Annotated in this window: 25 protein-coding genes; 13 read left to right on the plus strand and 12 right to left on the minus strand. The window is 31.7% G+C overall.

Annotation, left to right across the window (positions count from 1 at the left end):
• Positions 1–58: 58 nt before the first annotated feature.
• Together rpsO and Q361_RS03640 are read left to right on the plus strand one after the other, a co-directional pair.
• The gene (rpsO, locus tag Q361_RS03635) at positions 59–328 is read left to right on the plus strand and encodes a 30S ribosomal protein S15 (protein ID WP_103725362.1); all 270 of its coding nucleotides are present in this window, start codon (positions 59–61) and stop codon (positions 326–328) included.
• 144 nt (positions 329–472) lie between these two features.
• Positions 473–2,644, plus strand: coding sequence for a polyribonucleotide nucleotidyltransferase (locus Q361_RS03640; RefSeq protein WP_103725363.1), 2,172 nt, complete (start codon positions 473–475; stop codon positions 2,642–2,644).
• A 66-nt stretch (positions 2,645–2,710) separates the two neighbouring features.
• Here Q361_RS03640 and Q361_RS03645 read toward each other — a convergent pair whose 3' ends face one another.
• A complete protein-coding gene (locus Q361_RS03645; RefSeq protein WP_103725364.1) occupies positions 2,711–3,328 on the minus strand; it encodes a hypothetical protein in 618 nt (205 codons plus the stop codon).
• Complete coding sequence (locus Q361_RS03650; protein ID WP_103725365.1) at positions 3,321–3,926, minus strand: hypothetical protein; 606 nt, start codon at positions 3,924–3,926, stop codon at positions 3,321–3,323. The genes Q361_RS03645 and Q361_RS03650 overlap by 8 nt, the downstream gene beginning before the upstream one ends.
• 103 nt (positions 3,927–4,029) lie before the next feature.
• Between Q361_RS03650 and Q361_RS03655 the strand changes: the two genes are divergently transcribed.
• The 3 genes from Q361_RS03655 (at position 4,030) to rpe (ending at position 7,006) form a co-directional block, all read left to right on the plus strand.
• Complete coding sequence (locus Q361_RS03655) at positions 4,030–4,989, plus strand: hypothetical protein (RefSeq protein ID WP_103725366.1); 960 nt, start codon at positions 4,030–4,032, stop codon at positions 4,987–4,989.
• A gap of 72 nt (positions 4,990–5,061) precedes the next feature.
• A complete protein-coding gene (locus Q361_RS03660) occupies positions 5,062–5,925 on the plus strand; it encodes a sigma-70 family RNA polymerase sigma factor (protein ID WP_007804760.1) in 864 nt (287 codons plus the stop codon).
• 421 nt (positions 5,926–6,346) lie between these two features.
• Positions 6,347–7,006 (plus strand): ribulose-phosphate 3-epimerase, encoded by a 660-nt coding sequence (gene rpe, locus Q361_RS03665; protein ID WP_103725367.1) that lies wholly within the window; start codon positions 6,347–6,349, stop codon positions 7,004–7,006.
• Here the strand turns inward: rpe and Q361_RS03670 are convergent.
• Entirely contained in the window at positions 7,003–7,425 is a 423-nt protein-coding gene (locus Q361_RS03670; protein ID WP_103725368.1) for a CBS domain-containing protein, read from the minus strand. The genes rpe and Q361_RS03670 overlap by 4 nt on opposite strands.
• 120 nt (positions 7,426–7,545) lie before the next feature.
• Positions 7,546–8,217: a DedA family protein gene (locus Q361_RS03675; RefSeq protein ID WP_103725369.1), complete on the minus strand. Its 672-nt coding sequence runs from the start codon at positions 8,215–8,217 to the stop codon at positions 7,546–7,548.
• Positions 8,218–8,386: 169 nt separating this feature from the next.
• Between Q361_RS03675 and Q361_RS03680 the strand changes: the two genes are divergently transcribed.
• Positions 8,387–8,623: a hypothetical protein gene (locus Q361_RS03680; protein WP_103725370.1), complete on the plus strand. Its 237-nt coding sequence runs from the start codon at positions 8,387–8,389 to the stop codon at positions 8,621–8,623.
• A 7-nt stretch (positions 8,624–8,630) separates the two neighbouring features.
• Here the strand turns inward: Q361_RS03680 and recQ are convergent, their stop codons facing one another.
• Positions 8,631–10,826, minus strand: coding sequence for a DNA helicase RecQ (gene recQ / locus Q361_RS03685; RefSeq protein WP_103725371.1), 2,196 nt, complete (start codon positions 10,824–10,826; stop codon positions 8,631–8,633).
• 87 nt (positions 10,827–10,913) lie between these two features.
• On the opposite strand from recQ, the gene Q361_RS03690 reads away from it, so the two are divergent.
• From Q361_RS03690 to Q361_RS03710, 5 genes are all read left to right on the plus strand, one after another.
• A complete protein-coding gene (locus Q361_RS03690; protein WP_103725372.1) occupies positions 10,914–11,879 on the plus strand; it encodes a KpsF/GutQ family sugar-phosphate isomerase in 966 nt (321 codons plus the stop codon).
• Positions 11,879–12,691, plus strand: a complete 813-nt coding sequence (gene tatC / locus Q361_RS03695) for a twin-arginine translocase subunit TatC (RefSeq protein WP_103725373.1) — start codon at positions 11,879–11,881, stop codon at positions 12,689–12,691. Before Q361_RS03690 ends, tatC begins: the two co-directional genes overlap by 1 nt.
• Positions 12,684–13,028 (plus strand): carboxymuconolactone decarboxylase family protein, encoded by a 345-nt coding sequence (locus Q361_RS03700; RefSeq protein WP_103725374.1) that lies wholly within the window; start codon positions 12,684–12,686, stop codon positions 13,026–13,028. The genes tatC and Q361_RS03700 overlap by 8 nt, the downstream gene beginning before the upstream one ends.
• 316 nt (positions 13,029–13,344) lie before the next feature.
• Positions 13,345–14,118 carry an LPS export ABC transporter ATP-binding protein gene (gene lptB, locus Q361_RS03705; RefSeq protein ID WP_103725375.1) on the plus strand — a complete coding sequence of 258 codons (774 nt, stop codon included), beginning with the start codon at positions 13,345–13,347 and terminating at the stop codon, positions 14,116–14,118.
• 12 nt (positions 14,119–14,130) lie between these two features.
• Positions 14,131–14,361, plus strand: a complete 231-nt coding sequence (locus tag Q361_RS03710) for a DUF5808 domain-containing protein (RefSeq protein WP_103725376.1) — start codon at positions 14,131–14,133, stop codon at positions 14,359–14,361.
• On the opposite strand, the gene Q361_RS03715 is transcribed toward Q361_RS03710, so the two are convergent.
• The 7 genes from Q361_RS03715 to Q361_RS03745 form a co-directional block, all read right to left on the minus strand.
• The gene (locus Q361_RS03715) at positions 14,350–15,045 is read right to left on the minus strand and encodes a lycopene cyclase domain-containing protein (RefSeq protein ID WP_103725377.1); all 696 of its coding nucleotides are present in this window, start codon (positions 15,043–15,045) and stop codon (positions 14,350–14,352) included. The genes Q361_RS03710 and Q361_RS03715 overlap by 12 nt on opposite strands.
• Complete coding sequence (locus tag Q361_RS03720; protein ID WP_103725378.1) at positions 15,046–15,492, minus strand: sterol desaturase family protein; 447 nt, start codon at positions 15,490–15,492, stop codon at positions 15,046–15,048.
• Positions 15,492–16,331 carry a phytoene/squalene synthase family protein gene (locus Q361_RS03725; protein WP_103725379.1) on the minus strand — a complete coding sequence of 280 codons (840 nt, stop codon included), beginning with the start codon at positions 16,329–16,331 and terminating at the stop codon, positions 15,492–15,494. Before Q361_RS03725 ends, Q361_RS03720 begins: the two co-directional genes overlap by 1 nt.
• Entirely contained in the window at positions 16,328–17,794 is a 1,467-nt protein-coding gene (locus tag Q361_RS03730; protein WP_103725380.1) for a phytoene desaturase family protein, read from the minus strand. Before Q361_RS03730 ends, Q361_RS03725 begins: the two co-directional genes overlap by 4 nt.
• Positions 17,795–17,883: 89 nt before the next feature.
• The gene (locus tag Q361_RS03735) at positions 17,884–18,786 is read right to left on the minus strand and encodes a MerR family transcriptional regulator (protein ID WP_103725381.1); all 903 of its coding nucleotides are present in this window, start codon (positions 18,784–18,786) and stop codon (positions 17,884–17,886) included.
• A 36-nt stretch (positions 18,787–18,822) separates the two neighbouring features.
• Positions 18,823–19,656 (minus strand): GH25 family lysozyme, encoded by an 834-nt coding sequence (locus Q361_RS03740; RefSeq protein ID WP_103725382.1) that lies wholly within the window; start codon positions 19,654–19,656, stop codon positions 18,823–18,825.
• Positions 19,649–20,365, minus strand: a complete 717-nt coding sequence (locus Q361_RS03745; RefSeq protein ID WP_103725383.1) for a CDP-alcohol phosphatidyltransferase family protein — start codon at positions 20,363–20,365, stop codon at positions 19,649–19,651. The genes Q361_RS03740 and Q361_RS03745 overlap by 8 nt, the downstream gene beginning before the upstream one ends.
• 184 nt (positions 20,366–20,549) lie before the next feature.
• Between Q361_RS03745 and Q361_RS03750 the strand changes: the two genes are divergently transcribed.
• Both Q361_RS03750 and Q361_RS03755 read left to right on the plus strand, forming a co-directional pair.
• A complete protein-coding gene (locus tag Q361_RS03750) occupies positions 20,550–21,617 on the plus strand; it encodes a putative type IX sorting system protein PorV2 (protein ID WP_449403977.1) in 1,068 nt (355 codons plus the stop codon).
• A 4-nt stretch (positions 21,618–21,621) separates the two neighbouring features.
• Positions 21,622–22,716: a lipoprotein N-acyltransferase Lnb domain-containing protein gene (locus tag Q361_RS03755; protein ID WP_103725384.1), complete on the plus strand. Its 1,095-nt coding sequence runs from the start codon at positions 21,622–21,624 to the stop codon at positions 22,714–22,716.
• Position 22,717 lies beyond the last annotated feature (1 nt).

Here is a 22,717-nt window from a genome sequence, read left to right on the forward strand (position 1 = left end):
TTTGCAACCGAATTGAGAAAAACTCAATCTACATAATAATCATTTAAATAATATTAGCATGTACTTGACTAAAGAAGTAAAAGGAGAAATTTTTGCAAAACATGGCGGTTCTACAACCAACACAGGTTCTACAGAAGGACAAATTGCGTTGTTTACATTTAGAATTAACCATTTAACAGAACACTTGAAAAAAAATCGTCACGATTTTAATACCGAGCGTTCTCTAGTAAAATTGGTAGGTAAAAGAAGAAGCCACCTAGATTATTTGAAAAGAAAAGATATCAACAAATATAGAGAGTTGATCAAAGAATTAGGTATCAGAAAATAAATACCATATAAAGAGGCGCTTTTGTGCCTCTTTTTGTTTAAAAAAATAGTAAAAAAAAGTTTGGTTTTTCATTGGGTTATCAAAACAACTACACAACAACAACACAACTAACCCTAATTGTTTAAAACGAATTATTAGATTTTTATGATTCCAAAAGTAACCCAAGAAATTATCGATTTAGGAGATGGAAGAACCATCACAATCGAAACAGGAAAATTAGCCAAACAAGCAGACGGATCTGTAGTGGTTCGTATGGGTGATGCTATGCTTCTTGCAACAGCAGTATCTGCACGAACCTCCAATCCGGGGGTAGATTTTTTACCTCTTACTGTAGATTACCGTGAAAAATTTGCCGCAGCAGGGCGTTTCCCTGGCGGATTTTTTAAGCGTGAAGCTCGTCCAAGTGATGCCGAAGTACTTACCATGCGTTTAGTAGACCGTGTATTGCGTCCATTATTTCCAGACGATTATCATGCTGAAACTCAAATCATGATACAACTTATGTCTCATGATGAAAATGTAATGCCCGACGCATTAGCAGGATTGGCTGCTTCTGCAGCATTAGCCGTATCAGATATTCCTTTTTACAACCTTATTTCTGAAGTAAGAGTAGGTCGTATTGACGGAAAATTAGTAATCAATCCAAGCAGAGAAGAATTAGAAAAATCAGACATTGACATGATGATTGGTGCTTCTATGGATTCTGTTGCTATGGTAGAAGGTGAAATGAAAGAAATTTCTGAAGCCGAAATGGTAGAAGCTATCAAGTTTGCTCATGAAGCTATAAAAGTTCAAATTTTAGCGCAACAACGCTTACGTGAAGCTGTAGGTTCACCAGAATACAGAACTTATGAAGGTGAAATAGAAGACGAACAAGTTTATAAAAAAGTAAAAGAAGCAGCATACGATAAATGCTACGCAATAGCGCAAGAGGCTTCTGGAAAAAGTGAGAGAAGCGAAAAATTTGCCACTGTAAAAGAAGAATGTAAAGCTCTTTTTACAGAAGAAGAATATGCCGAAAACCCAGACTTAGCTGGATTGGTTGGAAAGTATTTTTATAAAACAAATAAAGAAGCCGTTCGTAATGTTATTCTTGAAAAAGGTTTACGTTTAGACGGAAGAAAAACCACCGAAATAAGACCTATATGGTGTGAGGTAGATTATTTACCTTCTACACACGGTTCTGCAATATTTACACGTGGAGAAACTCAAGCATTAGCTACTGTAACATTAGGAACTTCAAGAGAAGCCAACGTTATAGATTCGCCAAGTGAACAAGGAGAAGAAAAATTTTATTTACACTACAACTTCCCACCTTTTTCAACAGGAGAAGCAAAACCATTAAGAGGTACTTCACGTAGAGAAGTAGGTCATGGAAATTTAGCACAACGCGCTTTAAAAAACATGATACCTGCCGATTGTCCTTATACCATTCGTGTGGTTTCAGAAGTCTTAGAATCTAATGGTTCTTCGTCTATGGCAACTGTTTGTTCGGGTACGTTAGCACTTATGGATGCTGGTGTACAAATGGTAAAACCTGTTTCGGGTATTGCCATGGGATTAATAACCGATGGAGAAAAATTTGCTGTATTATCTGACATATTAGGCGATGAAGATCATTTAGGAGATATGGACTTCAAAGTTACTGGTACTGCCGATGGTATTACTGCTTGCCAAATGGATATAAAAATTGAAGGCTTACGCTACGATATTATGGAGCAAGCATTGGCACAAGCTCGCGATGGCAGAATGCACATACTTGGAAAAATAACAGAAACTTTAGATACACCTAGAGCAACTGTTAAACCAAAAGCTCCAAAAATTGTAATGACTACAATACCTGGAAGTTTTATTGGAGCACTTATTGGCCCTGGTGGAAAACATATTCAAGAACTACAAAAAGCAACCGAAACTACTATTGTTATTAACGAAGTAGACGAACAAGGTGTTGTAGAAATTCTAGGTACCAATCAAGCAGGTATAGATGCTGTACTTGCTCGAATAGACGCTATGACTTTTAAACCACAAGTTGGCGAAACTTATGAAGTAAAAGTAATAAAAATGCTAGATTTTGGTGCTGTAGTAGAATATACAAGTGCGCCAGGTAATGAAGTTTTACTACACGTTTCGGAATTAGCTTGGGAACGAACAGAGAAACCTTCTGATGTAGTAAATATGGGCGATGTATTTAATGTAAAATATTTAGGCATTGACCCTAAAACTAGAAAAGAAAAAGTTTCTAGAAAACAGTTATTACCTCGTCCGCCAAGAGAAGATAAAAAACCAGAACAAAAGAAAGAAAATCCGCAAGGATAATCAAGTATTAAATAACTTAAAGAGGCTGTCTACAAAATGTAAGCAGCCTCTTTTTTTGTATCGCTATTAAAAATTCCAACTACCTGAAATACCATAGTGAATAGATGAACCTCCAAAGTTTTTCTCAACTTTAGAAGTAAACAAATCGTAAGGAGCATATTGATAGCTACACAAAACACCAAAACCATGATAAACGACTTTAAACCCTTGGCTAACCCCAATAGTGTGCAATGTTGGGTTTAAGTCTATTTCGCTATAAATTTCATCTTTTGGTTTTGAATAATGTAAGTACTTCCAACCTAAACCTGTGTTGGTTTCAATATGAAAATTTTCATTTCTAGATTGAACTAAAAATCGGGTGTAGCGGAATCCTAAAAACAATGCCGACTTGCTACCATCTAGCTCAATTTTTTGATTCTCAAAATCGTAGGGTATATCTTTTCCTTTAGCAATAGCACTTAATTCTAAACCAAAATCAACAAATTGGCGTTTAGCTATTTTGGTTCGCATAAAAAATGCAGTCGTAATAGAACTCTCGTACTTATTTTCCAAATTGCCTAAAGGTTTGCCAAAACTTACTTCAAGAATGTTTCTTTTAAAAACATCTACCTTTGGAAAAACAATGGTATCTTGCGCTTGTAGCTTGAATACCAATAATATAAAAAATAGCTTAATTCTAATCATGATTTATTGTTTTAAAAATATATTCTTCGCCATATGAATTTCCTGCTCCAAATAAAAGTACTGCTCCTTCATTTGTAGAATTCATTTGAAACAAAATTGAACTGTTATTTGGGATTTGAATGGTAAATTTTGTCATTTCTTTGCTAATGAACAAAAACGGAAATGATATTGTTTCATAATTAATATAGAATATAAACCTCTTGCCTTGTCTTTTTCCGAAAAAATTTAAAACATGAAACTTATTTTGATTATCATAAAATTTTATATACAATTGATTTTCTACTATATGAGCCTCAATAGGTTTTGAATAATTAATAGTTGTATTGTTTGATAAAGTTTTCATAAAACTTCTAGTATAAACCTTATCATTACATGGTGTTTCAAGGGTATCCAATTTATCATAAAACTGAAATTGGGCTGTTTTTGGAATTTTTTTAAACTCCTCTTTGTTTATTAAATTTTGAACACTACATGATGTTAAAAAAAGAACAAACACAAACCGACTACTTCTTTTAAAGTATTGATTTACAATTTTTGAATAATGTTTTAAATCTTTTTCTCGAAAAAACTCAAAACATTCTTTATTAATTTTTTTCATAATTTATGGTTTAAAATTACGAATCAAAATTATTGTGATTAACACAATTTTATTAGCGATAAATAATTATAATTTTTTATATATTTGTGATAATCGCAAAATAATGAATACACAAGAATTACTTTTAAAAACCATTAGAGATATAATACCTTCAGATACTTCTTTAATTGATGCAATAGCATCTGTATTAGACATCAGCTACGATGCTTCACACAGAAGGGTTTCCTTGAAAAGTAAATTCTCTATAGAAGAAACAGTGTGCTTATGCAATTTTTATAAAATATCAATGGATAGTATGTTTGGAAACAAAAACAATGTTGTTTTTAGCCAAACAAAAGAGGTAAAATCTATAGATGATTTAATATTATACTTTAAAGATTCTGTAAGTTATTTACAAGAATTTAAAAATACAGATGCTACTTTGTATTATTCTGCCAAAGACATTCCGTTATTTTACACTATAGGCGGTAGTTTATTGTCAAAATTCAAACTCTATGTTTGGTTGAATTTATTATTAGGAAAAGAAAGCATTACTCCTTTTGAAAAATTTCATTTAAACCAAAATTTATTTCAATACACATTGGAACTTCAATCAATCTATCAAGATGTTTCTATACATGAAATATGGAATGATACTACTATAAACAGTAGTATTCAACAAATATTTTACTTTTTTGAAGCAGGATTAGTAACTCAAGAAAATGCCATTTTACTATATGAGGATATTAAAAATATTCTTCAAGAAATAGAAGATAAATGCAGTAAAAACTCCAAAAATTACCATCTATATTATAACGAACTCTTAATTCTAAATAACAATGTACTAATAAAAAACCAACAAATTAGTAAATTATTTGTTCCATATACTATGCTTGGCTATTTTATTACCAGCGATTTATATACCACAAAAAATGCCGCTGTCTATTTTGCAGATCAATTAAAGAATTCCAAATCCCTAAATCTGTCGGGAACTAAAGACCGAAAAATGTTTTTTAACAAAGCGCATCAAAAAATAGAATACTATATACAACGGATTAATAATCATTTTTCAATAGATTTTTAATTTTTTTTGTAACTTTTTTGTAACACCCAACGTATAACAACTCGAACACTTTAAAGTAAAGGAGAAAAATACATGAGACAGCTCAAAATCACCAAACAGGTTACCAATCGTGAAACCGCATCTTTAGACAAATACCTACAAGAAATTGGTAAAGTGGATTTGATTACTGCCGATGAAGAAGTAGAATTGGCGCAACGTATAAAAGCTGGAGACCAACGCGCTTTGGAAAAATTAACTAAGGCTAATTTGCGTTTTGTGGTTTCGGTAGCAAAACAGTATCAAAATCAAGGACTTACACTTCCCGATTTAATTAACGAAGGAAACTTAGGTTTGATTAAAGCTGCACAACGTTTTGATGAAACTCGTGGTTTTAAATTCATTTCGTATGCCGTTTGGTGGATTCGTCAATCGATTCTTCAAGCACTAGCAGAACAATCTCGTATTGTGCGTTTGCCTTTAAACAAAATTGGTTCTATCAATAAAATTAATAAAATGTATGCTTTGTTAGAGCAATCTAACGAGCGTCCACCAAGTGCTGAAGAAATTGCTAAAGAATTGGATATGACTGTAAATGATGTAAAAGAGTCAATGAAAAACTCTGGTCGTCATTTATCTATGGACGCACCTCTTGTAGAAGGTGAAGATTCTAACTTATACGACGTTTTACGTTCTGGGGAATCACCAAATCCTGATAGAGAATTAATTCACGAATCGTTACGTACAGAAATTGAGCGTTCATTAGAAACCTTAACTCCAAGAGAAGCCGATGTAGTGCGCTTATATTTTGGTTTAGGCGACCAACACCCAATGACTTTGGAAGAAATTGGAGAAACTTTTGACTTAACTCGTGAGCGTGTACGCCAAATTAAAGAAAAAGCTATTCGTAGATTAAAACATACTTCTAGAAGTAAAATCTTGAAAACATATTTAGGATAATCCTATAAACGCAACAACAGTTTCAAAACTGTTCGTTTTTTGATTGATGATTGAAACTCCGGCTGATTACCGGAGTTTTATTTTTAAAACAACTTCAAAATTCATTATTCGTTGTTCGTTATTCATTGTTAAATTCCAAAAATTTTGAGTATTCAACTTGGAATTTTGAATTTTGAAATGTTTTAAATATTGATGATTGAAACTCCATCTGATTACCAGAGTTTTATTTTTAAAACAACTTCAAAATTCATTATTCGTTGTTCGTTATTCATTGTTGAATTCCAAAAATTTTGAATATTCAACTTGGAATTTTGAATGTTGAAATGTTTTAAATATTGTACATTTGCAAAACAACAATAAGGTTGAATATTCAATGTTGGACAACGAATTTTGAAATCTTAAATACAACACAAACTACAAAATGAAAAACACACTTATTGCGCCATCAATTCTTGCTGCAGATTTTGCCAATTTACAACGCGATATTGAAATGATTAACAATTCTGAAGCCGATTGGTTTCATATCGATATTATGGACGGCGTATTTGTGCCCAATATTTCGTTTGGAATGCCTGTTTTGGAAGCAATAACCAAACATACAAAAAAGATTATCGATGTACATTTAATGATTGTAGAACCCGATAGATATATTAAAAACTTTGCCTTATTGGGAGCTAATATACTTACTGTTCATTACGAAGCATGTACGCATTTACATAGAACAATTCAAGCCATAAAAGCCGAAGGTATGAAAGCGGGAGTAGCCTTAAACCCTCATACGTCTGTGTCTGTTTTGGAAGAAATTATTAATGATATAGATTTAGTGTTAATTATGAGCGTAAATCCTGGTTTTGGAGGTCAATCGTTTATAGAAAACACGTATGCTAAAGTAGAGAAATTAAAAGATTTAATCCGCAAAAAAAACGCATCAACTCTTATTGAAATTGACGGTGGAGTTACAAGCAACAACGCTAAAAAACTTGTTGAAGCTGGAGCAGATTCTTTGGTTGCAGGTAGCTTTGTTTTTAATTCTATAAATCCTTTAGAAACGATACACGAACTTAAAAAAAGTTGCTATTAATAATATTGTTGTAATAAATATTTAATTAAATCTGTAGTTGTTACAATACCTACCAAAATTTCGTCTTGTACTACAGGCAAAGCGTGAAATTCTTTTGCTGACAATATTTCTGCTACATCTTTAATAGATGTTTCTGGCGAAACTTTCACTAATTTTCTAGCCATTACTTGTTCTACTGTAAACATATTGTAAACGGTTACATCTATTTCGTTTTCATCGTCATCTAATGCATCTGCAAAGGAAATACGCAACAAATCGGTATAACTTAGCATGCCTACAATTTTGTTGCCAGACACAACTGGTATATGACGTATATGATATTTTTTAAAAAGTGATTCTGCTTTGGTTAAATCGTCTGACAAATTAAGTTTGATAACATTTTTTGTCATTATGGTCGAAATTGGAACATTGTTTTTCATAACTCAGGTATTATTATTTAAGTACCATAAAGTTAGCTCGACCTTTATCTAGAAAACATGACAAAAATCAAAATACACAACAAAAGAAATTAGTATACTAATGTTCTTTTTTTACCAAAACTAGTTTGTTCTTTTCTTCAAAAATTTATAAAGTACCGGAAAAGTTGTAATAGCAATAATACCTATTACGATATATTCTATATAATGTTTTAGGTCGATACCTAAACTTTTTAAGAAAAATTCATACAAGTAGTGTCCAGAAAATATCATTGAAAACGACCACAATACCGAACCTAATACATTATAAAAAAAGAAACGCTTTTTATCCATTTCAGCAATACCTGCTACTACAGGTGCAAAAGTTCTTACTATGGGCAAAAAACGTGCAAATACTACTGCTTTGCTTCCGTATTTGTCAAAAAAGTCTTTTGATTGATATAAATATTTTTTCTTAAAAAAGAAATTATCTTGCTTCTTAAATAAATAATTTCCACTTTTTTTACCAAACCAGTAGCCAAAAGAGTTACCAATAATACCCATTAAAGATACCATGGCAGACAACAAAGTAACATTAAGAAAATCGTTTCCTGTAGAAAATTCTTTAACAAGTGTTTCGCTATATATTCCGCTTAAAAAAAGTAAACTATCTCCTGGCAGAAAAAAACCTGCCAACAAACCTGTTTCGGCAAATACAATAAATAAAACTACATAAAGCCCTATTTTTATTCCTCCAAACTCTAGTAATATATAAAACTCTGGATTAAAAAGTTGTTTCCAGTCAAAATTATTCATGAAATATTATTTAGCCCGTGAAATTACAATTATTTATTCTCTATTAAAAAGTTTTAATAAAAAAATAAGAAAAAATGGAACTGTCTACAATATTTATTCTAACTCTATTAACTACATTTTTTTATCAAATACATAAAAATTACATTTGCATTCTAAAAAGCACTAGAGCATGAGACAAATCAAAATTATTTGGGATTTTAGAGGAGCCGATAGCTTGCAAATTGCCAAGCATCATGTTGTGCATTTAAAAGAATATGTTACTTTAGAAAAACTTCCTATTTCTATAATTGATTTTGAAATAAAAAATGAAATGCACACAATAGCCTTTTTGGTGGTTACAGATGTGCATTTATTAAAAGTTCGCGATGAACTAAAGCCACATAGAGCAGAATTATTTGTGGTTTAGAACTCTATTAATTGGCTACTTCGCTAATAAATTTAATTCTCATAAGTCGTAGTTCTTCAATATCATAATCTCCATCAAATTCTTTAAGAGCATCTTCAATTTTATCTGTTTCAGAATCCATAAAATACTCATGAATTTCTTCTTGCTGATCTTCGTCTAGAATTTCATCAACCCAATAGCTTATGTTAAGCTTAGTGCCAGAATACACAATTTGCTCCATCTCTTTCAATAATGCGTCCATGGTAAGCCCTTTGGCTGAAGCAATATCGTGTAAAGATAATTTTCTGTCTATATTTTGTATAATGTATAACTTGTTTGAAGAGTTAGCTCCTGTAGATTTTACGACCAAATCATCAGGACGAATAATGTCGTTATCTTGTACATAGCGAGCTATTAATTCTACAAAATCTTTTCCATACTTCTTTGCTTTCCCTTCTCCTACTCCATGTACATTGCTCAATTCTTCGAGCGAAATTGGGTATTTTAAAGCCATATCTTCGAGCGAAGGATCTTGAAAAACTACAAATGGAGGAACACCCAATTTTTTGGCTACTTTTTTTCGTAAGTCTTTCAACATGGTCATCAAAGCTTCATCGGCAATTCCAGTATTTTTGGAGGCTGTAATGATTGATTCATCTTCTTCTTCACTATATTCATGATCTTCAGACATCATAAACGAAGTAGGATTTTGTATAAAATCCAGTCCTTTATTAGATATTTTTAAAATTCCGTAGGTTTCAATATCTTTATGCAAAAGTCCATCTACAAGTACTTGTCTAATGAGTGCCATCCAATACCTTTCGTCATGGTCTTTACCTATACCAAAGTAAGGTTGGCTATCTGTACGATGCGCTTTTATAGCGGCGTTTACTCGACCAATAAGTGTATACACTATTTCTTTAGATTTATAGATATGCTTGGTGTCTCGAACTATTTCTAGTACTTTTTTTACGTTATCTTGTGCTTCTACTTTTACTTTTGGATTGCGAACATTATCATCCATATCGGCTCCTTCTCCTGTTTCACCGTCAAATTCTTCTCCAAAGTAATGCAATAAGAATTTTCTTCGAGACATAGAAGTTTCTGCATAAGCCACTACTTCTTGCAATAAGGCAAACCCAATATCTTGTTCGGCAACGGGTTTACCAGACATAAATTTTTCAAGCTTTTCTACATCTTTATAAGAATAATAAGCTAAACAATGCCCTTCACCTCCGTCGCGCCCTGCTCTACCTGTTTCTTGATAATAACTTTCTAAAGATTTTGGAATATCGTGATGTATTACAAATCTTACGTCGGGTTTATCTATTCCCATACCAAATGCAATAGTTGCTACAACAACTTCTACATCTTCCATAAGAAACATATCTTGATGTTTGGCTCTCGTTTTGGCATCTAAGCCTGCGTGGTAAGGCACTGCTGAAATACCATTTACTTGCAATACTTCTGCAATTTCTTCTACTTTTTTACGGCTTAAACAATATACTATACCCGATTTTCCTTTTTTCTGCTTTATAAACCTGATAATATCGGCTTCTACATTTTTGGTTTTGGTGCGTACTTCGTAAAACAAGTTTGGCCTATTAAACGAAGCCTTAAAAACCGCTGCATCACTCATATCTAGGTTTTTAAGAATATCTTCTTGCACTTTTGGGGTTGCTGTAGCAGTAAGCCCTATAATAGGCACATCGCCTAGTTGCTTAATGATACTTCTTAAATTTCGATACTCTGGACGAAAATCATGCCCCCATTCTGAGATACAATGCGCTTCGTCTATGGCTACAAAAGAAATTGTTACACCTTTTAAAAACTCTACATACTCTTCTTTGGTAAGTGATTCTGGAGCAACATACAAAAGCTTTGTTATTCCCGATGTGATATCTTTTTTTACCTGATTGATTTCGGTTTTATTTAACGAAGAGTTTAAAACATGTGCAATACCACTTTCTGAAGACAAACTACGAATAGCATCAACTTGGTTTTTCATTAAAGCAATAAGTGGCGATACCACTATAGCGGTGCCTTTTTGTATAAGAGCTGGCAATTGATAACATAATGATTTACCGCCTCCTGTAGGCATTATCACGAAAGTATTTTTCTTTTGGGTAATGCTTTTTACAACTTGTTCTTGCAATCCTTTAAACTGACTGAAACCAAAATATTTTTTTAGTTCTTTGTGTAAATCAATTTCGTTTGAATTCATTCTTTACTAATAGTATTTTTACATAAATTTGCACAACATAAAGATACGACTTTTTTTAAAAAAACAAATTTTTATTCCATTTCGGTTTTGACAACACAAGAAAAAATTATTCAAGCAGCAAAAGATACTTTAGTTTCAGAAAGTAAATCTATAGCGAAACTTATTGACTTTATTGACGATACCTTTGTAAAAGTAGTAGAAACACTTGCCGAATGTAGAGGTCGAGTAGTTGTTTCTGGAATTGGAAAAAGTGCCATAATTGCACAAAAAATTGTTGCCACATTCAATTCTACAGGCACACCTGCCCTATTTTTACATGCTTCAGAAGCTATTCATGGTGATTTGGGTATGGTTCAACCTAATGATGTTGTAATTTGTATTTCAAAAAGTGGAAACAGCCCAGAGATAAAAGTTTTAGCTCCATTACTAAAAAGATACAACAATATTTTAATAGGAATGACAGGTAATACATCGTCATTTTTAGCAAAAGAATCACATTTTGTACTCAACACTTGGGTAGATAAAGAATCGTGCCGAAACAATTTAGCTCCTACCAACAGCACCACTGCTCAATTGGTTATGGGAGATGCGCTAGCAGTATGCCTTATGGAACTGCGTAGTTTTTCTGCCGAAGATTTTGCAAAATACCACCCTGGTGGTGCATTGGGTAAAAAATTACTATTAAGAGTAGGCGATGTACTCGACCAAACGCATAAACCTATGGTAGAATCTGGCAGTAGCGTGAAAGATGCTATTGTAGAAATTTCTGAAAAAAGACTCGGTGTTACCGCTGTACTTAATCAAAACAAATTGGTAGGCATTGTTACCGATGGCGATATTCGAAGAATGCTCAACAAAACCGAAAATATTTCGGGACTTACCGTAGAGGAAATTATGACTAAAAATCCGAAAACAATTTCTTCAGAAACCCTAGTTAGTGAAGCTCTCAATATTCTAGAAGATTTTTCTATTACACAACTTATTGTACTAGATAATCATGAGTACAAAGGTGTGCTTCATTTACACGATATTTTAAAGGAGGGAATTTTATAATGACTCAAAAAGAATATAAAGATATGTCTTTCTTGGATCATTTAAATGATTTAAGATGGGTATTGGTAAAAAGCTCAATTGCTATAGTGATTATGGCTTTTGTAGCTTACTTTTTTAGCGATTTTATTTTCGATACATTAATATTTGGCCCTACACGAACCGATTTTGTTACGTATCGTTTTTTTTGCGAAGCTTCTCATTATGTTGGATTTAAAGACAGTATTTGCATTGAAGATTTGCCTTTTACAATACAAAATACAGAAATGGAGGGTCAAGTAAATATTTTTATTTGGACATTAATATTAGCGGGCTTTATTTTGGCTTTCCCTTATGTACTATATCAATTTTGGACCTTTATAAGTCCGGCTTTGTATGAAAAAGAGCGTAAAAACGCAAAATTGTTTATAGGCGTTTCTTCTTTTTTATTTTTTATAGGAATACTATTTGGATATTTTGTTATTATTCCGATGTCTGTTAATTTCTTAGCAACATTTAAAATAAGTGATGTTGTTAAAAACGATATTAATATAGATTCTTATATAGGTATGATAAAAACTTCGGTTATAGCAAGCGGTTTGTTTTTTGAATTACCTATTATTATGTATTTTTTATCTAAACTTGGTTTAGTAAACCCCACATTTTTAAGAAAATATCGTCGTCATGCTATAGTTGGTGTATTAATTATTGCAGCAATAGTTACGCCACCCGACGTGGTAAGCCAAGTTATTGTAACGATACCTATGCTTATGGTATATGAATTGAGCATTTTTATTTCTGCTTATGTAACAAAAAAACAAGAACAAAATGGATAATTTGGTAGAAGAATTTAATGTATATCGATCTAAAATGAATGATAAATTATTGGCAGATAATAATTTATTAGTAAAAAGAATATTTAATCTAGACACCAATGCCTATCAAGAAGGAGCCTTAAATGTTAAAACAAAAGAACTATTAGGGCTTGTTGCTTCTACAGTACTTCGATGTGATGACTGTATTAAATACCATTTGGAAACTTCGTATAAAAACGGTGTAACCAAAGAAGAAATGATGGAAGCCATGGGAATTGCAACGCTTGTGGGAGGCACTATTGTTATACCACATTTAAGAAGAGCTTACCAGTTTTGGGAAGCTTTAGAAAATAACTAGATAAATATACTTTTATCCCTATTATTGTTAATCAATGCACAATAAATATTTCACAATTATATATTTTTCTATTTTTACAAAAAATTATTAGCTTTTTGAATGAATGATAGATGTTTTTTTATTCAAATTTTTAAAATAATAGTATAAAATTGCCTTTAAAAAGAAGTTTGTATAAACAAGCAATTCTATATGATTTTCAACAAACAAATGAATATCTACTTATGAAATCGCTATTAACAAGAAGTTTGCGCAAGCAAACACCAATGATTAAAAAGGCGATACAATATGTTACCGCTAAAAAATAAAATTTAAACATATGAAATTAAGAGCAGACAATCTTATCAAAACATACAAAAAAAGAAACGTAGTAAAAGGCATTTCTGTAGAGGTGAATCAAGGAGAAATTGTTGGGCTATTAGGACCAAATGGCGCTGGTAAAACGACTTCTTTTTACATGATTGTAGGCTTAGTAAAACCCAATTCTGGTACAATTTATTTAGATGATTTAAATATTACCGATTATCCTATGTATAAAAGAGCGCAAAATGGGATAGGCTATTTGGCTCAAGAAGCATCTGTTTTTAGAAAATTAACTGTAGAAGAAAACATATTAAGTGTTTTGCAATTAACCAACCTATCTGAAGAAGAGCAACACAAAAAAATGGAAGCTTTACTCGATGAATTTGGTTTACAACACATTCGCACCAATAGAGGCGATTTACTTTCGGGAGGAGAACGCAGACGTACAGAAATTGCGCGTGCACTTGCCGCAGATCCGAAATTTATTTTACTTGATGAGCCTTTTGCTGGTGTAGACCCTGTAGCTGTAGAAGATATTCAGAGAATTGTAGCTCAACTAAAAAATAAAAATATTGGCATCTTAATTACAGACCATAATGTACAAGAAACTCTAGCAATTACAGATAAAACCTATCTTATGTTTGAAGGTGGCATACTTAAAGCTGGTAAACCCGAAGAATTGGCGAGCGATGAAATGGTTAGAAAAGTATATTTGGGACAAAACTTTGAACTTCGCAGAAAAAAAATAGATTTTAATGCTCCAAAAGAAACTCTAAATCAAGGTCATTAATATTTTAATAGTATGGATAAAAGCCCAACATCAGAACAAATCAATGCGTGGCGTAATGATGCAACCAACTGGAAAATGGGTATGTTTTACTACAACAAACAAGATAATCGTTTGTTTGTAGATAAGAAAAATCCAAATTTAGGCTTTACATTAAATTTTGCCCACTCAAAATCTTATTGGTTTTTTGTGGGCGCTGTATTGTTTTTTGGACTTGTTCTTTTTACTATTAGCTTAGCGGGCTAACAATGGCTTTTTTTCAATGCTTTGAAATAAAACGATAGTAGCAGCTACCATTACAAAACCATAAAATGCATCTTCAACAGGAATAGTTGCTATTCTTTTCCCTAAATTTTCGTTGTTATTATACCAAACTACGGGCTCATCTATCCAGCTCCCCGTTAATATTCCATTTACAATTAAAAACGGGAGTAACGTAATAATGTACCCAAAATAAATATACCCCATATTTACTTTTTTCCAATATATCACGGCAAGAAAAATAAAGAAAAACAAAGAAGTATAAAACGTATAAAACCTTTCATAATTAATAATTGCTACAACAAAACTAAAACCTAATAAAAATGTTGTAATAGCTTTATGATAATTTTCCAACGGACATTTTTTTACTAAATAAAGCATAGAATACCATATAAATGCACTTGAATAGGGTATAAAAAAGAAAAACATAATTTCTTCTATAGGAAGATTGTATATTTTTATACCTAGCAAATACTTATAGTTAAATCCCCATACTCCTATATGGGTAAAAAGCATATCCCAAACTATAAAAAACAAAGCCACAATACTATTGGCTATAAAATAGCTTTTCCAATGTTTGTAAAAAGCATGTTTAGGGTAAAAACTAGCCAAAAACGGAACAAAAACGCTACCTATATTAATGGCTAAATACAAATAATGAGTATCCATTTAAAAAAAATATTTTTTGGGTACTAATAGCATTCCAAAACATTCTCCTTCTTCTTTACCCAAATGTTTGTGATGCACTTTGTGCCCGCGTCGTAAACCACTTATGTACTTGTTTTTACTTCGAGTAAACCATTTTACACGCTGATGAATAATAATATCATGCACTACAAAATATGCAAGACCGTAAAGTAAAATACCTAATCCTACAAAAAACTTATAATTGAGCTCTGGATTTACTCCAAAATAAAATAAAAGTATACTTGGTATCGCAAAAATCACAAAAAAAGCATCGTTTTTTTCAAACAAACCTTTGTATTTGGGCTGATGGTGATCTTCGTGTAAATACCACAAAAATCCGTGCATAACATATTTGTGCGTAAGCCAAGTAACCATTTCCATAATTAAAAATGTACCAAGGGTAATTAGTATAAAATATAATGTAGTCATTATAACATATAATTTAGTTGGTATTTCACATACGATTTACCAATGATGAATAATTTTTTCCAATCGTGAACCCGTATTCTTTTACTTAAAATTTCTTCGGGTTGTGTTTGTTTAATTTTTTCTAACAAACTTTTGTAATATTTATAAGCGGTATATACGCCAAACTTAGCCTCTTTGGGTAATTTTTTTATACCTAATAAAGCGGCATTAAAATCGTCTTCTATCTCTAGAATTATTTTGTGTTTTTCAGCTTGCGAAAGGTTTTTTAAATCTACTCCAGGAAAATAAACTCTGCCTAGCGACTCGTAATCATGTTGTAAATCTCGTAAAAAATTCACTTTTTGAAAAGCAGAACCCAAACGCATAGCACTATCTTTCAATTCATTATACTTCTGCTTATCGCCATCTACAAAAACCATTAAACACATAAGCCCTACTACATCGGCCGATCCGTAAATATATGCTTCATATTCAGCTTTTGTAAGGTAATTTTTTTTGTGCAAATCCATACGCATACTTTTTAAAAACGGCACAACCAAATCTTGCATTTCAAAACGATGCACAACTTCTTGAAAAGCGTTTAATACCGGATTTAAACTTATTTTTCTTTCTAATGCTTTGTGGTATTCTAGCTCAAATTCTGTGAGCAATAACTCTTGATCAAAATCGTCAAATGTATCTACGATCTCATCTGCGCAACGCACAAATCCATAAATGGTATATATATCTTTTCTAATTTTTGGTGCTAATAATTGAATAGCCAAAGAAAATGATGTGCTGTACAATTTAGTAATTGTTTTACAGCATTCTAGCGAAGATTTGTCGAATAACGATTTCATAGTTTTGTCTCTTTAATTATTTTTTCACTAACAATTTTTCCCGATATTAATGACGGAGGCACCCCAGGTCCAGGCACAGTAAGCTGACCTGTAAAAAATAAATTGTGTACTTTTTTACTTTTTATTTTTGGGCGTAAAAAAGCAGTCTGTGTTAAAATATTTGCCAATCCATAGGCATTACCTCCATACGAATTGTACTCTTCTTTAAAATCGTTCACACAAAATGATTCTTTAAAGATAATACTATTTTTGACACTTTGCTGTGTTATTTTTTCTAATCGAGAAATAATCATATCAAAATATTTCTCTCGCAATTGTGGTGTGTCTTCCAAATCAATTGCTATGGGAATTAAAAAAATAGCCGCTTCTTTGCCTTGAGGAGCAAACGAATGATCTGTTTTTGAAGGAAAACTAGCATAAAACAATGGTGCTTCTGGCCAATTTTTAGTATCGTAAATTTCTTCGGCATGCTTATCAAAAGGCACATCAAAAAACAATGAATGATGCTCTACATTGTCTATTTTTTTATCAAATGCAACATAAAACAATAATGATGAAGGTGCAAAAACTCTCGATTTCCAATACTTCTCAGAATATTGTCTTAACGTATTGGGCAATAAAGTTTCTGTAAAATGGTAATCGGCACCGCTTAACACAAAATCACTTTCTATGCTTTCACCATTAACAAGAATACCTTTTGCAACGTTGCCGTTGGTAATAATTTGTTCTACATTACTGTTGGTTTTTATTTTAACACCCAACGATACAGCAAGTTGATGCATAGCTTCTACAACTTTATACATTCCGCCTACGGGATGCCAAGTACCTAAACCAAAATCGGCATAGTTCATAAAATTGTAAAAAGAAGGTGTATTGGAAGGTTTTGCTCCTAAAAAAAGAACAGGAAACTCCAGTATTTGTTGCAATCTTCCATCTTTAAAAGTACTTTTTACATCTTTTGTAATGGTAGAAAAAAACTGATTTACTTTGAGAGCCGTTTGAGGAGTAATAAGTTCTAAAATAGAATCTCCAGGTCGATAAACCAAATCTTTTATTGCAATATCGTAATTTGATTGCGCCGACTCAATAAACCGTTTGAGTTTTGCGCCGCTTCCTTTTTCAATATTTTCAAAAGTATTACAAATAGCCTGTAAATTATCGTCGATAGTAATGGTATCATTGTTTCCAAAATAAACTTTATAAGCTGGAGAAAGTTTTTCGAGTTGGTAAAAATTTTTGGAAGAAGTACCAAAATCGTTGAAAAAGCGCTCAAAAACATCGGGCATCCAATACCATGTAGGTCCAATATCAAAAGTAAAGCCTTCTTTGTGCAATTGACGTGCTCTACCACCTATTGTGTGGTTTTTTTCGTATATGGTTACATCATATCCTGCTTTTGCTAAGTAACAAGAAGCTGCCAATGATGAAAAACCAGAACCAATAACCGAAATTTTCTTTTTCATAATGCTATTTTGTTTAACAAATTTAAACAAATATTAAACAACAAAAAATTTTTAGTAAGAAATTAACGGAAATACTATTCTCTACACTACTAAAATGCTTCTACAAGTTGGTCAAATGATGGATAAATTTTTACTGATTTTAATGTTTGATTTATAAATTGTGTTTGATTTCCAGTAACATGCAATACTATATTATCATTATCTGCCGCTATTATTTCTTGAAAATTTTTTAAATAATCATTAATTTCTTCTGCATTGGGTTCTACTGTAAAATGCGACACAAAATGCACATGATGATAAAAACGGGTAATTTCTTGCAAATCATCAAAAGGAATATTTGTACCCAAATAAATGGTTTTATAACCTAACTTAAGTAAAGAATAGTTTACAAAGAGCAATGAAATTTCGTGTACCTCATTGTCTGGCAAAAACAGCACAACTATTTCTTCATTATTGTTAGTCAAATTGTTATCTATTTGCAACTGACTCGTTTTTTCAACTATTTTTTGGTAAATAAGTTGGCTTATAAAATGCTCATGAACTGGCTTTATAGACGCTGTTTGCCATAAAAGACCTATTTCAAACAAAAACGGAATAAAAGTTTTTATAAAAATAATTTCAAAAGATTGAGTTTTGGAAAGCTCTAGATACGTATCTTGAAACAATTTGGAATCAAAATTCAGCATCGCTATTTTAAGAATATTTATGGCATAGCTCGAATTTGTTTTTTCTGAATATACTTGCTTTACTAATTGCTGCAATTCTTTTTCTGATAAGTCTGCTATTCTCGAAATTTTATATCCGTAATTATTTAAAAAAGAAATATTTAAAAGCTTTTGAAGTTCTTCTACAGAATAATTTCTAATATTTGACTGCGAACGTTCTGGATTAAAAATAGCATACCTTTTTTCCCAAATACGAATAGTATGAGCCTTAATACCTGATAGGTTTTCGAGATCTTTAATACTAAAACGTGTTTTTATTTTGTTCATCAATTGTTACAATTAATTAAACAAAGGTAAACTATTTTATTTTATTTTTAAATAATTTAGCATTAAAGGAGTACCATTGTAAATATTTATATCAACTTTACTAGAAACTCCGCGTATAACCGCTTTTTCTGTAAACTGCCAAAAAGTCCAATCATCTTGAATGGTTTCTACAAAAAAATTATAATTGGCAACCCAAAAAACATAGCCCGAAAACTCTTCTTTTAAAAAGTCTTCATAATATTTTTGCCCAGAATAAATAATAGGTTTTGTGCCAAAATGTTTTTCTATTTTAGTGCAAAATCGTTTTAACCCCACCTTTAAACTATCCATAGATTGTGTTTCGGGCATTTGCTCTATATCTACCACGGGAGGTAAATCGCCCGATTGCAATTTAACAAACTTGATAAAATTGTTGGCTTGCTCTATAGAATTTTCATTAGGCCTGTAATAATGATAAGCCCCTCGTATAAAATGATTTTCTTTGGCTTTTTTCCAATTGTATCTAAATCGTGCATCTAACTTATCATTCCCGCACGTTGATCGTATAAATACAAAACGTAGTTTTCTTCCTTCTACAGAGTCTACAATCTCCCAATCAATATCTCCTTGATATTCAGACACGTCAAAACCGACCACTCTGTCTGGATTTTCTTGTAGTATTTGAAATATTCTAGCTTGTGTAGCTTTGTCTTGCTTTAAAACTTTATCGGTTTTAAAACTAAAATAATATAACAAAGCATCTCGATAGTGATAGATTGTGTAACAAAAAAGTATAATAAATAATCCCGAAAGCCATTTACCGTATGGAAATGGTTTTCTTTTGCTTTTTGTATTTTTTCTAATAGTTTTTTTTCTTATGGTTTTAGCCATGCAGTTTTTTAGAATTCATCATATTATTGACTACCGAAAGCACTACATAAAGCACAATAATAATTGGTACTGCAACCACTTTCAACAACAAAAGTAACACCAAAGATAAAAGTAAAAAACTTATCTGAAGTTTATATTTTGCAAAGCTAAATTGCTTAATTTTTAATGAAAACAAAGGTATTTCGGCATTCATAACATAAGCACTAAGAAAACATAATGCTATTAAAACATATGAATTAAAAAATGTTTCTGAAAAAATCGACTCTTTAAACTTTTCAAAAACAAAGGGCAAACTCATAAAAAATAAGCTATTTGCTGGGGTAGGCAACCCTATAAAACTATCGGTTTGTCTTGTGTCTATATTAAAATTTGCCAATCGATAGCAAGACCCAACAGTTATTGCAAAACCCGCATAAGACCAATATGAGTTTCCTAAAACATATGGATTTGACAACACTCCATACATCATAAACCCCGGCACTACACCGCTTGTAACCATATCGGCAAGCGAGTCGAGTTGTACACCCAATGGCCCAGAAACATTAAACTTTCGGGCAAAAAATCCATCAAAAAAATCGAAAAATATACCTAAGCAAACTGAATAAAATGCGGCTTCAAAATTTCCTTTTGTTAAAAAAACCAACGCAATACATCCACAAAAAAGGTTTAATAATGTAAGTATATTGGGTATATGCTTTTTAATATTCATACTATATAATTTTTATTTATCTATTTAGCATTTCAATTATCTTATTTTATAGCTCTTAATAAAGTTATTCGCAATACAATTTTAGTATAGAATAAGCGTTGAAAACACAAATGTAGTACAATAACTTGTAGTTGTATGCGTTTTTTTATAGAGAATTTTATATGATATTTGTAAAAATTTTATTTTGAGAAAAATAACCTTATTGTTTTTGATATCTTGCTGTATCACAATGGCTCAAAGTGTGAGAAAATATTCCAATGAGTTTATGAACATTGGTGTAGATGCTCGCGCTCTAGCCATGTCTAGTGCTATGGTATCGCATAGTAAAGATGTGCACTCGGGCTATTGGAATCCTGCTGGTTTGGTGGATTTACAAGATGCTCAAGCAGGTTTGATGCACGCAAACTATTTTGCCAATATCGCACAATATGACTATGCTGCTTATGCTAAACCTATAGATGATGAAAGCGCTTGGGGAATGTCTATCATTCGTTTTGGTGTAGATGACATTTTAAACACTACATTGCTTATTGATAGTCAAGGAAATGTAGATTACAATCGTATTAGTAAGTTTTCTACTGCCGATTATGGCATAACTTTTTCGTATGCTAAAAGACTAAAAGTGCCTGGTTGGCAATATGGAGTTAATGCAAAAGTCATAAGACGCATTATAGGAAAATTTGCCAATTCTTGGGGCTTTGGCTTTGACGCAGGGCTACAATTTGAAAAAAACGATTGGCATTTTGGAGTTATGTTGCGCGATATTACCACAACATACAATGTATGGAATATAAATGAAGAAGAATTTAATACCATAAAAAATGCTGTGGCAGGTCAAAACTCAGAACTTCCAGAAAGCACCGAAATTACTTTGCCTAAAGCACAAATTGGTCTGTCTAAAAAATATGAATTTCATGCCGATTATTCATTGCTAGCTGCCGCCAATTTGAATATGCAATTTACCCGAACCAACGATATCATTTCTTCTCAAAAATTAAGTATAGACCCTGCTTTGGGTTTTGAATTTGGTTACAACGATTTGGTTTTTTTAAGAACAGGTGTAGGAAATTTTCAAAAAATAACCCAAATAGACAATACTAAAAAAATTGGTTTTCAGCCCAATATTGGATTAGGTTTTAAATACCGAGGAATTGCCGTAGACTATGCCTTAACTGATTTGGGCGATCAAAGTGCAGCGCTTTATTCTAATATTTTTTCTGTAACTATAGATTTAAGCATTTTTAGACGATAAACTTATGCGTAAAAAATTATTTATTTTCTTGATATTACAAACATGTATTGCTTTTGCACAGCCTATACATCTTAATGATGATGCTACAATAAAAGTAATTACCTGTGGTAAGGGCGCAGAACTATATACTACTTTTGGGCATACCGCAATACGCATTGAAGACACAAAAAACAATGTAGATGTAGTATATAATTTTGGTTTATTTGATTTTACGACTTCTAATTTTTATGCAAAATTTGTAAAAGGCGATTTGCAATATTTTGCTGGTGTATGTCAATATTCAGATTTTATAGCCGAATATCAAAATGAAGGCAGAAAAGTAACAGAACAAACCTTAAACATAAGTAAAAGTCAAAAACAACAACTATTTGATTTACTCAATAAAACTGCTTTTTCAGAAGATCGATATTATACCTATAAATTTATTGATAGAAACTGTACCACAATGATTCTGGAAAAGATAAATGCTATATTAGACACAAAAAATATTGAAAAAACAGATTTTAAAACCCTTAGTTATAGAGAAGTGTTATACCCATATTTTGAAAATCATTTTTGGTTTAAACTCGGTATTAATGTCATTTTTGGAGAAAGAACAGACAATAAAGCAACCCAACTTTTTCTTCCAATAGAATTACAAAACAGCTTAGAACGCTATCAAACTAATGGGAAAAAATTAGTTTCAGAAACAAAAACTATACTTCCTGATAGGCAAACAGAAAGCTCTTTTTCATTTTTTGATAGTATTTATTTTATTATTCTAATTTTGGCAGTACTTGCTATACTAAGAAATAAAAAGGTTTTTTTATTTACTTTCTTTTTATTTGGTTTATTGGGTCTGTTTTTGTGTATGGTTGGTTTGTATTCGCAACACCAAGAGGTTTTATGGAACTATAACGCACTACTCTTCAATCCATTGTTTATACTTATGCCTTTTGTAAAAAATAAAAACAAAAAGATACTTATTTATAGCATACTAGCCTCACTAACCATCTATATATGCATGTTGTTTAACAAACCACACTTCACCCTTATGCTGCCGTTTATTATTTATACAGCATTTGGGTTATTTTGGATTTACCGAGTTAAACAAAAGTAGT

The organism is Flavobacterium croceum DSM 17960 (assembly GCF_002917885.1).
Lineage (GTDB): Bacteria > Bacteroidota > Bacteroidia > Flavobacteriales > Flavobacteriaceae > Flavobacterium > Flavobacterium croceum.